Origin of the sequence: Nonomuraea sp. NPDC049504 (assembly GCF_040676845.1) — a bacterium.
Taxonomy (GTDB): domain Bacteria; phylum Actinomycetota; class Actinomycetes; order Streptosporangiales; family Streptosporangiaceae; genus Nonomuraea; species Nonomuraea salmonea.
This window is the reverse complement of sequence record NZ_JBFAPT010000019.1, coordinates 199,085-212,217: the sequence shown is the minus strand read 5'-3', so window position 1 is coordinate 212,217 and position 13,133 is coordinate 199,085. Positions and strand designations below refer to the sequence as shown.

Sequence of the window (13,133 nt, the reverse complement as noted above, 5' to 3'; positions counted from 1 at the left end):
TCGTACGGGTCGACGACAGACTGTTGGACGGTCTTCGGTGGCGCCGGGTTCCAAGGCGTCACCAAGACCTGGTCAACCGTAGCTCAGGGAGCCGGGCCGCGTGGGCGGAGGCACGACCACGGTCATGTAGGGGGTAATTTTCATCGACTGTTCACGTCCAGGCCCGGCCGGTCTGCGGTGTTCTGTACCATTTGCGAGGCATCAGGCCGATTGTCTGTGACGCTGGATAGGCACACGTGTGACCGAACTGCAACGCGCCAGAGACTCCCTGGTGGCAAGTAGTAAGGGATAGTCGCGATCGACTGGCAGGGCGTCGGCTGGTTTGACCATGTCAGCCAAATCCGGGGGGATACCAGGAACTCCCCGTCAGGCTGCTCACGATCACCGCAGCTCAGCGCTTGGCGCCCACCTGTAGAGGGAGGAATTCTTTCACCATGCGTGTTACTAAGGGCGCACAGATCGTCGCCGGTACCGCGCTGCTCGCCCTCGCGGTTGCCGCGTGTGGCGGCGGTGCCTCGGACAACGGTGGCACTGCCGCGGGCGGCGCAGAAACGCCGGTCCGCATGGAAATCGGTGAGCCTCAGGAGCTCCTGAACCCGCAGAACACGACCGAGACCGAGGGCTCCGAGGTTCTCGCCGCGATCTTCTCGCCGCTCGTCAGCTACGACGAGAGCAAGCAGCCGGTCGAGGAGGCCGCCGAGTCGGTCACCACGGAAGACAGCAAGGTCTGGACGATCAAGCTGAAGTCGGGTTACACCTGGCACGACGGCACCCCCGTCAAGGCCGCCGACTACGCCCGTGCGTGGAACTACGCCGCTCTGCAGGACAACGCCATGGGCTCGTCCTACTTCTTCGGCCGGATCGACGGCTACGAGGACGTGCACCCGGGTGAGGGCAAGACGCCGACGGCCAAGGAGATGAAGGGCCTGAAGGTCGTCGACGACCTCACGCTCGAAGTCACCCTGACCGCGCCGTTCTCTCAGTTCAAGACCATGCTGGGCTACACCGCCTTCTACCCGATGCCGGAATCGGCGATCGGCTCCGACGGCAAGATCACCCAGGAGTACGGCGAGAAGCCGATCGGCCAGGGCCTGTTCAAGATGGACAAGCCGTACAAGAAGGGCACCGACCCGACGGTCGAGCTGTCGGTCTACGACAAGTACCCGGGCAAGAAGCCCACGGGCTGGACGAAGCTCCAGTTCAAGGTCTACACCAGCTCCGAGACCGCGTGGAACGACCTTCAGGCCGAGAACCTCGACATCCACGACTCCCTGCCCGCGACCGCCATCGCCACGGCCAAGTCCGTGCTCGGCGACCGCTACTTCGACGAGCCCGACGCGGCCATCGGCTACATCGGCGTCCCGCTGAAGTACAACAAGGACTTCGAGAACGTCGACATCCGCAAGGCCATCTCGATGGCCATCGACAGGAAGACCATCGCCGACACGGTCTTCTCCGGCACTCGCGCCCCCGCGGACGACTTCATCAACCCGGCCATCCCCGGCTACCGCCAGGGCGCCTGCGAGGCGTGCACGTACAACCCGGCCGAGGCCAAGAAGCTGTACGAGTCCGCGAACGGCCCGAAGACCATCGAGCTCGGCTACAACGCCGACGGTGGCCACAAGGAGTGGATCGAGGCCGTCGCCAACAACCTGCGGGCGAACCTGGGCATCGAGGTCACGCCGAAGCCGTTCGAGAAGTTCCAGGGCATCCTGGACGCCCTGGACGCCAAGGAGTACAAGGGCCTGTTCCGTATGGGCTGGGCCATCGACTACCCCTCGGCCGAGAACTACCTGACCCCGATCTTCGGCACCGGCGCCATCGACACCGGGTCGAACTACGGTGGTTACTCCAACAAGGACTTCGACGACCTGGTGGCCAAGGGCGACCAGGCCGCCGACGCCGCCGAGGGTCTGAAGTTCTACCAGCAGGCCGACGACATCCTGCTGAAGGACCTGCCCTACATCCCGGTTTACTTCTACCGGAGCAACTTCGGCCACTCCACGAAGGTCAAGAACGTCAAGCTCAACCTGCTGAACCAGGTTGAATGGGCCGACATCGAGAAGGCCTGACGTCGTTCGCCTGGCGGGTGGCTCTTGCCACCCGCCCGTCGGAGGGCTGAGCTTGGAGGCAGTCACTCGGACCGGGTAAATCACGGACTCCGAGGGCTGCCTCCAAGTGTGTACCGGAGGGCTTAATGGGCCGATATGTCATCAGGCGCTTGATTCAGGCGATACCCGTCCTGCTCGGCGCCACGCTACTCATCTTCTGCATCGTCTTCGCGCTGCCCGGCGACCCCATCGCGGCACTGTTCGGGGACAAGCGGCCGGATCCGGCCGTGGCCGAGGTGCTGCGCGAGCAGTATCACCTCAACGATCCGCTGCTCCTGCAGTACTGGCACTACATCAGCGGCGTGCTCTTCAGGGGCGACTTCGGCGTCAACTTCGCCGACGTGCCCGTCTCGGAAATGCTGGCAGGCAAGTTCCAGGTCACGCTGAACCTGGCGCTGACCGCCCTGATCATCGAGGCGCTCCTCGGTGTGGGTCTGGGCCTGTGGGCGGCGCTGCGCCGCGGCAGGGCCACCGACACCGCCATCCTCGCCTCCACGCTGCTGCTGATCTCGGTGCCCACGCTGGTGACCGGCTTCGTGCTGCAGCTCGTCCTGGGTGTGCAGCTCAAGCAGTGGACCGGGCTGGACATCTTCCCCGTCGCGGGTACGTTCGCGGGGCTGCGCAGCTATCTCCTGCCCGGCTTCGTGCTGGCCGGCGTGTCCGTCGCGTACCTCACCAGGCTCACCAGGACGAGCCTGGTGGAGACCCTGAGAGCGGACTACATCCGCACGGCGATCGCCAAGGGTCTGCCCAGGCGGCGCGTCATCGGCAGGCACGGCCTGCGCAACGCCCTGATTCCGCTGGTCACCTATCTGGGCGCCGACCTCGGCAACCTGATGGGCGGCGCGGTGATCACGGAGACGATCTTCAACCTCCAAGGGATCGGCAACCAGCTCTTCACCTCGGTTTACTTGCGTGAGCAGCCGGTTGTCGTCGGGATCGTCACCATCCTGGTGCTGATCTACATCCTGGCCAACCTGATCGTCGACTTGTTGTACGCCGTGCTCGACCCGAGGATCCGCTATGAGTAACCCAACCCCACCGGGCGGGCCTGGACTCCCGGAGACGCAGACGCTCGTACCCGACACGGTCGCCCCCGCGGCGCCCGACACCGAGGGCGCCGAGGGCAAGGGCGGCAAGCCCGCCAGCCTGTGGACCGACGCCTGGCACGACCTGCGGCGCCGGCCGATGTTCATCATCTCGGTGATCATCATCCTGGTGCTGCTCGTCATGTCGTTCTGGCCGTCGCTGTTCAGCGCGATCGACCCGTACAACGCCAGGACCTGTGACCTGTCGACGGCGCGGCAGGGCCCCGGGCCCGGCCACCTGTTCGGCCGCGACAACCTGGGCTGCGACGTCTACGCGCGGACCATCTACGGCGCCCGCAACTCGATCGTCATCGGCGTGTTCACCACGCTCATGACGACGATCATCGGCGGTCTGCTCGGCATCATCGCCGGCTTCCGCGGCGGCGTTACCGACACGATCGCCTCGCGGCTGACGGAGATCTTCTTCGCCATCCCGTCGATCCTCGGCGCGCTGCTGATCGCGGCCACCTTCCGCGGCAAGGCCAACAGCATCCTGCTGGTGATCGTGGCGCTGACGGTGCTCGGCTGGCCGATGGTGTTCCGGATCATGCGAGCGGCGGTGATCACCGCGAAGAGCCAGGACTTCGTGGTCGCCGCCAGAGCACTGGGCGCGGGGTCGAGCCGGATCATGTTCCGTCACCTGCTGCCGAACTCGCTGGCGCCGGTCATCGTGGTCGCCACGATCAACCTGGGCAGCTTCATCGCCGCCGAGGCGGCGCTGTCGTTCCTGGGCGTGGGCGTGCAGTCACCGGACATCTCATGGGGCCTGATGATCGCCGACGCGCGCAACAGGTTCCTGGAGGCGCCGCTGCCGCTGGTGTTCCCCGCCGTGTTCCTGAGCATCACCGTGCTCGCGTTCATCATGCTGGGCGACGCGGTGCGCGACGCGCTCGACCCGAAGCTCAGGTAGAAGGGGGGATCAAGTGAAGAAGACGTCTTCGGATGTGTTGCCCGCCGAGGGAGGGCCGGGCGACGGACCGCTGCTCGCGGTGGAGGACCTGCACGTGGAGTTCCACACGCGGGCCGGCATCGTACGAGCCGTCAACGGCGTGAGCTACACGGTCAACCCAGGCGAGACGCTCGCGGTGCTGGGCGAGTCGGGTTCGGGCAAGTCCGTGACGGCGCAGGCCATCATGGGCATCCTCGACATGCCTCCGGCGGTCATCCCCAAGGGGGAGATCCGCTTCAGGGGCACCGACCTGCTCAAGCTGTCGGAGGAGGCCCGTACGCAGGTCCGCGGCCAGCGGATCGCGATGATCTTCCAGGACGCGCTGTCCGCGCTCAACCCGGTGTTCACCGTGGGCTGGCAGATCAGCGAGATGTTCCGGGTGCACCGGGGCATGTCCAAGGCCGACTCCATGAAGAAGGCCGTGGAGCTGATGGACCGGGTCCGCATCCCGGCCGCGCGGCAGCGGGTGAACGACTACCCGCACCAGTTCTCGGGCGGCATGCGGCAGCGCATCATGATCGCGATGTCGATCGCCCTCGACCCCGAGGTGCTGATCGCCGACGAGCCGACCACGGCGCTCGACGTGACCGTGCAGGCGCAGATCATGGAGCTGCTGGCCGAGCTGCAGCGCGAGAGCCAGATGGGCCTGATCCTCATCACCCACGACCTCGGCGTCGTGGCCGACGTGGCCGACAAGATCGCGGTCATGTACGCCGGCCGCATCGTCGAGCACGCCCCCGTGTTCGACATCTACAAGACCCCCGCCCACCCGTACACCAAGGGCCTGCTCGACTCGATCCCCAGGGTCGACCTCAAGGGCCAGGACCTGTACGCGATCAAGGGCCTGCCCCCCAACCTGCTGAACCTGCCGAAGGGGTGCTCGTTCCACCCCCGGTGCCCGTTCCGTCAGGACAACTGCCTGACCGACGCCCCCCCGCTCTACGAGATCAGCGGCACTCGCGGCAGCGCCTGCCACTACTGGAGGGAGGTCCTCGATGGCGAGCGGCAGTGAGACCATCCTCGAGGTGCGTGACCTGGTCAAGCACTTCCCGCTGACGCAGGGGATCGTCCTCAAGAAGCAGGTCGGCGCGATCAAGGCCGTGGACGGCGTCTCGTTCGACCTGAACAAGGGCGAGACGCTGGGCATCGTGGGCGAGTCGGGCTGCGGCAAGTCCACGCTGGCCAAGGTGCTGATGGCGCTGGAGCGGCCGACGTCGGGCTCGGTGAAGATCAACGGCCGGGACATCGCCAAGGCCAGGGGCGGCGAGCTCAAGCGCATGCGCCGCAACATCCAGATGGTGATGCAGGACCCGTACACCTCGCTGAACCCCCGGATGACCGTCGGCGACATCATCGGCGAGCCGTACGAGATCCACACCGAGGTCGCACCCAAGGGTGACCGGCGCAAGAAGGTGCAGGAGCTGCTGGAGGTGGTCGGGCTCAACCCCGAGCACATCAACCGCTACCCGCACCAGTTCTCCGGCGGCCAGCGGCAGCGCATCGGCATCGCCCGCGGCCTGGCGCTGCAGCCGGAGATCATCGTCTGTGACGAGCCGGTCTCCGCGCTCGACGTGTCGATCCAGGCGCAGGTGATCAACCTCCTGGAGCGGCTGCAGAGCGAGTTCGGTCTCGCGTACATCTTCATCGCCCACGACCTGTCGGTGGTGCGCCACATCTCCGACCGGGTGGGCGTGATGTACCTGGGCAAGTTCGTGGAGCTGGGCAAGGACGCCGAGATCTACGACCGTCCCGCGCACCCCTACACGCAGGCGTTGCTGTCGGCGGTGCCGGTGCCCGACCCTGACGGGCGCGAGCAGCGGGAGCGGATCATCCTCCAGGGTGACCCGCCCTCGCCGGCCAACCCGCCGAGCGGCTGCCGGTTCCGTACGCGGTGCTGGAAGGCGCAGGAGATCTGCGCGGAAGAGGAGCCGCTGCTGCAGATCAGGCCCGGTACGGGCCATGCCAGCGCCTGCCACTTCGCCGAGACGCACGACGTGGTGCACGTAGGTTAGATCTGGTTAGAACCGCCTGAAACGCCCCGGGGACCTGCTCCCTGGGGCGTTTCGCATGCTCAGGCGGTGACGATCAGCGCGGAGCCGTGGCCGAACAGCCCTTGGTTGGCCGCGAGGCCGACGCGGGCGGCGGGCACCTGGCGGGCGCCGGCCCGGCCGCGCAGCTGCGTGGTCAGCTCGCAGAGCTGGGCGATGGCCTGGGCGGGCACGGCCTCGCCGAAGGAGGCCAGGCCGCCGGACGGGTTCACCGGGATCCGGCCGCCCAGGGCGGTCTGCCCGTCCCTGAGCAGCTTGTCGGCCTCGCCGGGCGGGCAGAGCCCGACGTCCTCCATCCAGTCCAGCTCCAGCGCCGTGGACAGGTCGTAGACCTCGGCCAGCGACACGTCCTCAGGGCCGATGCCGGCCTCCTCGTAGGCGGCGTACGCGATCGAGGCGCGGAACGGACGCTCGGGCGGCGGCACGGCGGCGCACGAGTCGGTCGCGAAGTCGGGCAGCTCCAGCACCGTGTTGGGGAAGACGGGGGTGACCGTGGAGACGGCCGCCAGGCGGACGGGGGCGGCGACGCCGTGGCGGCGCGCGTACGACTCCGACGCCAGCACCACCGCCGCGCCCCCGTCGGAGGTGGCGCAGACGTCCATGAGCCGCAGCGGATCGGCCACCATGGGGGAGGCCAGCACCTGCTCGGCGGTCACCGGCTTGCGGTAGCGGGCCATCGGGTTGAGCGAGCCGGCCAGCGCGTTCTTGACCTTGACGGCGGCGAAGTCGGCAGGGGTCGAGCCGTGCAGGGCCATGCGGCGGCGGGCGTAGAGCGCGAAGTACGCCGGGTTGGTCGCGCCGAGCAGCCGGAAACGCAGCCAGTCGGGGTCGTCGGGCCGCTCGCCGCCGACGGGGGTGAAGAAGCCCTTCGGCGCCGCGTCCGCGCCGATCACCAGCGCGACGTCGCAGAGCCCGGCGAGGATCCTGGTACGCGCGATGTCCAGCGCCTGCGCCCCCGACGCGCAGGCCGCGTAGCAGGAGGCGACCCTGGCGCCCGACCAGCCGAGCGCCCTGGCGTAGGAGGCGCCGGAGACGAAGCCGGGATAGCCGTTCCTGATCGTGTCGGCCCCGACGACGAACTGCACATCGGTCCAGGCCAGCCCGGCGTCGTCGAGGGCGGCGCGGGCGGCGGCCAGGCCGTACTCCAGGAAGGGCCGGCCCCACTTGCCCCACGGGTGCATCCCGGTGCCCAGCACGGCCACGTTCATGAGGCCCGCCCCCACATCCACATCAGCGGCCCGTCGGCCAGCTCGCCCGAGGTCAGCTCCAGCTCCATGCCCACCGCGAGCTGCTCCACCGTCAGGCCCTTGACCTGGCCGAGCACGACGATGCCGACCTCGTCCAGCTCGACCGCGGCGAGCGTGACCGGCTCGTACGGCTGCGCCGCCACGTACGGCGCGGGCGGCGGGTAGCAGGCATTGGTGTACGACCAGACCCGGCCGCGCCTGGGCAGCAGGGTCTCCTCCATGTCGGTGACCTCGCAGCGCGGGTTGGGGCAGGAGTCCCGGCGGGGCGGGAAGCAGACGGTGCCGCAGCCCGCGCACCGGGTGCCGAGCAGGCGGACACCGCCGGGCTCGACCGCGAACCAGCCGTCGATCGCGTACGTCATAGCTCGGAGTATCACACAAGCGCTTGCTAGGTTGAATCCCTCCGCCGCTCCCGCGAGCGCAGCACCACCCACCCCGACATCACGACCACCAGCAGCACCATCCCCGCCACCACCGCCGTCCTGGACGCCGGATAGGGCCCGTCGCCGAAGTAGGGCCCCGGCAGCGGCGGTATAACGGCGGGCGCGGCCAGCCGGGCGGCCTCGCGCAGCGCCAGCGCCGCGTCCGCCACCCCGTGCCCGTAGGCCGGGCTGTAGCCGTCGCAGGGCCGGCGCCTGGTGCCCTCCTCGATCGCCAGCCGCACGTGGTACGGCGACAGGTGCGGATGCGCCGACCTGATCAGCGCCGCGATGCCCGCCACCATGGCGGCGGCCGAGCTGGTGCCGTCGCCCACCACGTACGAGTCGCCGCCGTCGGCCGTCACGATGTCCGTGCCCGGCGCGACCACCGACACGTAGTCCTGCCGGTTGGAGAAACGGGCCACCCTGCCCCGGCGGTCCACCGCGCCCACGGCGATCACGCCGGGGTAGGCGGCGGGGAAGTTCTTCCTGTTCGCCGCGGCCCCGTCGTTGCCCGACGACGCCACGAGCACCGCGCCCTTGCCGATGGCGTACTGGACGGCCTCCTCCTCGGCGGCCGAGCCCTCCCACGCGCCGCTGCCGCCGCCCAGCGACATGCTGATCACGCCCGCGCCGTGGTCGGCGGCGTACCTGATGCCCCTGGCCAGCGCGTCGCGCCAGCCGGGCTGCCGGTGGGCGCGGCGCGGGTCGCCGTTCTCCAGAGTGACTCTGATCGACAGCACCGTGGCGGCCGGCGCCACGCCGAGCACGCCGCCCTTGCCGCCTTCGCCGTGCCCGCGCCCGGCGATCAGCCCGGCCATCGCGGTGCCGTGGGGGCCCCACCCGCGCCCGTCCCCGCCGGGGTCGGTGAGGTCGGGGCCCTCGATGACGGCGCCCCGCAGGTCGGGGTGCCCGGGGTTGACGCCGGTGTCGAGCACCGCGACCGTGACGCCCTCGCCCTTGCTGGTGCGCCAGGCGTCGGGCAGGCGCAGCGCGCGGAGCTGCCACTGCCCGGCCCTCGCGGCGGCGGCCATCTCGTCGCTGCCGTCCCCCGCCAGGGCCGGTACGGGGCCCGACAGCAGCACGGTCAGCAGGACCGGTACGGCGATCCGCCTCATCGCGTCAGCGCCCGGTGCAGCGACGTGGCGACCTGGCGGGCGGCGGCGCACAGGCGGGAGGGCACGGGGTCGCCGGGACGGTAGGCCCGCCCGTCGGCGTACCCGGCCGCCGTCGCCACCAGGTAGCGCCCGGGGGAGCCGAGCACGACGCCGGTGACGTACTGGCGGTCGCCGAAGCGGGCGGCGGGCCCGCCGGGGAACGCCGCGGGCCGCACGGTCGCGGGCCGCCCCGAGCCGTGGAGGGAGAATCCCGGCCGGTCGAGCACGGCGATGCCGGCGGTGACGACGAAGGTCTGGGTGCTGTCGGAGTAGGTGGCGCGTAAGGCGACGCGGCAGTAGGGCCGGTAGGGCAGCACGGCCGCGGCATGGAAGGCGGCCGGGCAGGCGGCCTCGGGGGCGACCCCGGCCAGCACGTACGTGACCCGCGCCCCGGAGGGGCTGTGCCCCGGCACCGTGGCGGGGAAGATGCGCGTCACCGGCCAGGCGCGCCAGCGCTCGGACACGGGCGGGACGGGAGCGGGCCAGGTCACGGACAGCAGGAAGGACAGCACAACGGACAACTGGAACACGTCGACCTCGAGCGGGAGGGGAGGGGCCTCCGATCAGCTCGCATTCTGACACGCGGATACGCCGACGGACGGACGCTTCAGTAAACAGACCGATACGCGGAGTAGTTCCGGTTTGTCCTATGGAGAGGGGGAAAGTCGGACATGTGCACCGGGTGGCAGGCCCAGCCGCTGGGCCGCGTCACCGCAGTTGACCGCGATCGCGATCAGCCCCGCCGAGTCCGCGAACGCCACCAGCTCGCCCGGCGGCACCGCCGCGTACGTCTCCCGGTACGGCAGCGCGAGCTGCCGCCGCCCCAGCCACACCCCGAGCGTGTCGCCCACCCGCACGCCCAGCGACCGCAGGTCGCCGGCCCCGATCGACAGCTGCGTGTTGCCGTAGCGGTCGACCGAGACCACCTCGCCCTCCACCGAGCCGTCGCGCAGCAGCGTGGTCGGCTCGGGCAGCGTGACCAGCCGCGACACCGGCAGCCGCGGCCCCAGCTCGGCCGCGGGCAGCCCGCCGTAGAGCCGCCCGGCCACGGGAGCGAACACATCACGCCCGGGGAACGTCGGCGAGGCAGGCCGCAGGAAGTAGGCGTCGTTGGTGATCTCGTACGCCGCCCGCGCGCCGCCGCTGGCGTGCACCGCCCACGACAGCAACCCGTTGTCGGGCCCGATGAACACCCGGCCGCCCGCCTCGACGGCCACCGCCCGCCGCGCGCCACCCGCCCCGGGATCGACCGCACCGATGTGGATACCCTCGGGGAGGTACGGGATGGTCTGCGCCAGAACCGCCGCGCCGCGCCGCACATCGCCGGCCGGGATGAGGTGACAGACGTCGATCACCCGGGCCTCAGGGGCTATCCCGGCGATCACTCCATGACAGGCCGCCACATATCCATCCTCTAACCCGTAGTCGGTGAGGAGCGTGATGACAGAGGTCACATCTGGTGACTGTACGTCTCCCAATCCGTCGTGAACAGCCGCACTCCGCACATTACGATGGCGAACGGGCCGCGTGCGGGCGGCGAGATCGTCGCCCGCCCCTTTCGAGGAGGACACCATGGGAGCACCGCTCAGCGGTGACAATGCTGCCCAGGAACCGTCCCGACAACCACTCTCACAACGCGATCTCGATCTCCTCGCCTTCGAACGCCAATGGTGGCGCTACGCGGGCGCGAAGGAGCACGCCATCAAGGAGACGTTCGGCTTCTCCGCCACGCGCTACTACCAGCTCCTCGGTGAGCTGATCGACCGGCCGGAGGCGCTGGAGCAGGACCCGATGCTGGTCAAGCGGCTGCGCAGATTACGATCCACGCGCCGGCGCGACCGTGCGGCCAGAAGGCTCGGCATGCGTCCCTGACCGTCTGGGTACGGCAGCCGAGTGAAGAACATCCCTGGAATGGAAGCGATCGTGCACGATCCGGCGGGCGCCGTGATCGGGCTCGACTTCGACGGCACCCTGTCGCCGATCGTGCCCGACCCCGCCCAGGCCGTGATCCATCCGAAGGCGCCCGGCGTACTCGCCGAGCTGGGCGCCCACGTCGGAGCGGTGGCCATCGTGACCGGCAGACCCCCGGCCACCGCCCTGGCGCTCGGACCCGGCCTGGCCGACGTGCCCGGCCTGGTGGTGCTCGGCCACTACGGCTTCGAACGCTGGGAGGACGGCCGCGTCTCCGCGCCCCCGCCGCCGCCCGGCGTCCCCAACGCGGAGGCCGAGCTGCCGCTGCTGCTCGAATCGCTGGGCGTGCAGGGCGTGCGCATCGAGGACAAGGGGCGGGCCGTGGCCGTCCACACCAGGCGCAGCCCCGACCCGGAGGGCGCGCTCGCCGCGCTGCGCGAGCCGCTCGCCAAGCTGGCCGACAAGCACGGGCTGGTCATCGAGCCCGGCCGCATGGTGCTGGAGCTGCGGCCGCCGGGCATGGACAAGGGCCACGCGCTCGGCCTGTTCCTCACGGAGCGGGAGGCGCGCTCGGTCATGTTCGTCGGCGACGACCTCGGTGACCTGGCGGCGTTCGACGCCGTACGCGCGTCCGGCCTCCCCGGCGTGACCGTGTGCAGCGGCTCGACCGAGGTCACCGCGCTCGCGGAGCGCGCCGACCTGGTGGTGGACGGCCCCGACGGCGTGGTGCGGCTGCTGGAGGAGCTGGTCTCGGCGATCACCCGCTCGTGACGCGTCAGGCCAGGGCCTCGAGCTGGGCGGCGAGCCACTGTTGCGGTGGCAGCGCGGTCGCGGCGGCGCGCAGCTTGTCGCGGCGGCTGCGCCGCTCGTCCTCCGGCATGACCAGCGCCTCGTGCAGCGCGGCCGCGGTGCCGCTGATGTCGTACGGGTTGACGAGCAGCGCGTGCTGGCCCAGCTCGGCCGCGGCGCCCGCCTCCCGCGACAGCACGAGCGCGCAGTGCGGCGACAGCACGGGGCCCTCCTTGGCCACCAGGTTCATGCCGTCGCGGATGGGGTTGACCAGCAGCACGTCGGCCATCCGGTAGGCGGCCAGCGAGCGCGGATAGTCGTCGTTGACGTTGAGGATGAGCGGGTCCCAGTCCTCGGTGGCGTACTCGTCCTCGATCTCCTGCGCGCAGCGCTGCACAGACGCGGTGTACTCGCGGTATTCGGGCAGGTCGTGCCGGCTGGGATAGGCGAAGGCGAGGTGCACCACGCGGCCGTGCCACTCGGGGTGGGCGGCGAGGAACTCGCGGTAGGCGTTGAGCCCGCGCACGATGTTCTTCGACAGCTCGGTGCGGTCGATGCGGACGATCAGCCTGCGCCCGCCGACCTGCTCCCTGAGCGCCGTCATGTGCGACTCGACGTCGGGCTCGCAGGCCCGCTCCCACAGCGCGGCGCCGTCCACTCCCAGGCTGTGGACGCCGATGCGGGTGGTCCTGCCGGCGTGGGTGACGCTGCGCCCGACGCGGTCGGCCTCGGCGCCCAGCAGCCGCTCGCAGCAGTCCATGAACGCCTGCGCCCACCGGTCGGTGAGGAAGCCGGCGTGGTCGGCGCCCAGGATGCCTTCGAGCACCTCCTTGGCGACGTCGTCGGGCAGCAGCGAGAAGTATTCGGGCGGCGCCCACGGGGTGTGGCTGAAGTGCGCGATGCGCAGGTCGGGCCGTTCGGCCCTGAGCATGGCGGGGGTCAGCGTAAGGTGGTAGTCCTGCACCATCACGCGCGCGCCGTGGCCGGCCTCCTCGGCCAGCGCCAGCGCGAAAGCGCCGTTGTAGTCGCGGTATGACTCCCACTCGCGCTCGAACCTGGTGCCGAAGTTGGGCGAGTTGGGGATGTCGTAGAGCAGATGGTTGACGAACCACAGGGTCGAGTTGGCCACCGCGTTGTAGGCTCGATGGAAGGTGGCGGGCGGGATGTCGAGCATGCGCATCGGGCCCGTGTCGTAGCCCGCGTGGTCGACCCGGCCGCCGCCGGCCTGCCGCACGGCGCTGCGGTCGCCGTCGGACAACGCCGCGCAGACCCACAGCACGCCGTCGCCCTTGGCCACGCCCGACAGGCCCGACACGAGACCGCCGCCGCCGCGCTTCATGGTGAGTTCGCCGTCGTCGGAGACGGTGAAGGAGACCGGCCCTCTGTTGGAGGCCAACAGCACGCTGTTCATCTA

The 13,133-nt window shown here is 70.1% G+C and carries 13 protein-coding genes; 7 read left to right on the top strand and 6 right to left on the bottom strand.

The features are described 5' to 3' along the window. The first annotated feature begins 563 nt into the window (after positions 1 to 563). From AB0K28_RS32430 to AB0K28_RS32410, 5 genes are all read left to right on the top strand, one after another. Positions 564 to 2,072: an ABC transporter substrate-binding protein gene (locus AB0K28_RS32430; protein ID WP_364377511.1), complete on the top strand. Its 1,509-nt coding sequence runs from the start codon at positions 564 to 566 to the stop codon at positions 2,070 to 2,072. Positions 2,073 to 2,197: 125 nt separating this feature from the next. Beyond that, complete coding sequence (locus tag AB0K28_RS32425; RefSeq protein ID WP_345391269.1) at positions 2,198 to 3,142, top strand: ABC transporter permease; 945 nt, start codon at positions 2,198 to 2,200, stop codon at positions 3,140 to 3,142. Then, positions 3,135 to 4,109: an ABC transporter permease gene (locus AB0K28_RS32420; protein ID WP_345391266.1), complete on the top strand. Its 975-nt coding sequence runs from the start codon at positions 3,135 to 3,137 to the stop codon at positions 4,107 to 4,109. Before AB0K28_RS32425 ends, AB0K28_RS32420 begins: the two co-directional genes overlap by 8 nt. A gap of 13 nt (positions 4,110 to 4,122) precedes the next feature. Then, positions 4,123 to 5,160 (top strand): ABC transporter ATP-binding protein, encoded by a 1,038-nt coding sequence (locus AB0K28_RS32415; RefSeq protein ID WP_364377508.1) that lies wholly within the window; start codon positions 4,123 to 4,125, stop codon positions 5,158 to 5,160. Beyond that, entirely contained in the window at positions 5,144 to 6,160 is a 1,017-nt protein-coding gene (locus AB0K28_RS32410; RefSeq protein WP_364377506.1) for a dipeptide ABC transporter ATP-binding protein, read from the top strand. The genes AB0K28_RS32415 and AB0K28_RS32410 overlap by 17 nt, the downstream gene beginning before the upstream one ends. A gap of 59 nt (positions 6,161 to 6,219) precedes the next feature. On the opposite strand, the gene AB0K28_RS32405 is transcribed toward AB0K28_RS32410, so the two are convergent. From AB0K28_RS32405 to AB0K28_RS32385, 5 genes are all read right to left on the bottom strand, one after another. After that, on the bottom strand, positions 6,220 to 7,404 hold the full coding sequence (locus tag AB0K28_RS32405) for a lipid-transfer protein (protein ID WP_364377504.1): 1,185 nt from the start codon (positions 7,402 to 7,404) through the stop codon (positions 6,220 to 6,222). Then, on the bottom strand, positions 7,401 to 7,805 hold the full coding sequence (locus AB0K28_RS32400) for an OB-fold domain-containing protein (RefSeq protein WP_364377502.1): 405 nt from the start codon (positions 7,803 to 7,805) through the stop codon (positions 7,401 to 7,403). Before AB0K28_RS32400 ends, AB0K28_RS32405 begins: the two co-directional genes overlap by 4 nt. Before the next feature lie 26 nt (positions 7,806 to 7,831). After that, positions 7,832 to 8,980, bottom strand: coding sequence for a S8 family serine peptidase (locus tag AB0K28_RS32395; protein WP_364377500.1), 1,149 nt, complete (start codon positions 8,978 to 8,980; stop codon positions 7,832 to 7,834). Continuing rightward, positions 8,977 to 9,540: a hypothetical protein gene (locus AB0K28_RS32390; protein WP_364377498.1), complete on the bottom strand. Its 564-nt coding sequence runs from the start codon at positions 9,538 to 9,540 to the stop codon at positions 8,977 to 8,979. Before AB0K28_RS32390 ends, AB0K28_RS32395 begins: the two co-directional genes overlap by 4 nt. A gap of 126 nt (positions 9,541 to 9,666) precedes the next feature. Beyond that, positions 9,667 to 10,473: an SAM-dependent chlorinase/fluorinase gene (locus tag AB0K28_RS32385; protein WP_345391260.1), complete on the bottom strand. Its 807-nt coding sequence runs from the start codon at positions 10,471 to 10,473 to the stop codon at positions 9,667 to 9,669. A gap of 118 nt (positions 10,474 to 10,591) precedes the next feature. On the opposite strand from AB0K28_RS32385, the gene AB0K28_RS32380 reads away from it, so the two are divergent. Both AB0K28_RS32380 and otsB read left to right on the top strand, forming a co-directional pair. Further along, a complete protein-coding gene (locus AB0K28_RS32380) occupies positions 10,592 to 10,891 on the top strand; it encodes a DUF3263 domain-containing protein (protein ID WP_355414860.1) in 300 nt (99 codons plus the stop codon). A 39-nt stretch (positions 10,892 to 10,930) separates the two neighbouring features. Beyond that, positions 10,931 to 11,701, top strand: a complete 771-nt coding sequence (gene otsB, locus AB0K28_RS32375; RefSeq protein WP_364377495.1) for a trehalose-phosphatase — start codon at positions 10,931 to 10,933, stop codon at positions 11,699 to 11,701. Between the two features lie 4 nt (positions 11,702 to 11,705). On the opposite strand, the gene AB0K28_RS32370 is transcribed toward otsB, so the two are convergent. Beyond that, complete coding sequence (locus AB0K28_RS32370) at positions 11,706 to 13,130, bottom strand: trehalose-6-phosphate synthase (RefSeq protein ID WP_364377493.1); 1,425 nt, start codon at positions 13,128 to 13,130, stop codon at positions 11,706 to 11,708. Positions 13,131 to 13,133 lie beyond the last annotated feature (3 nt).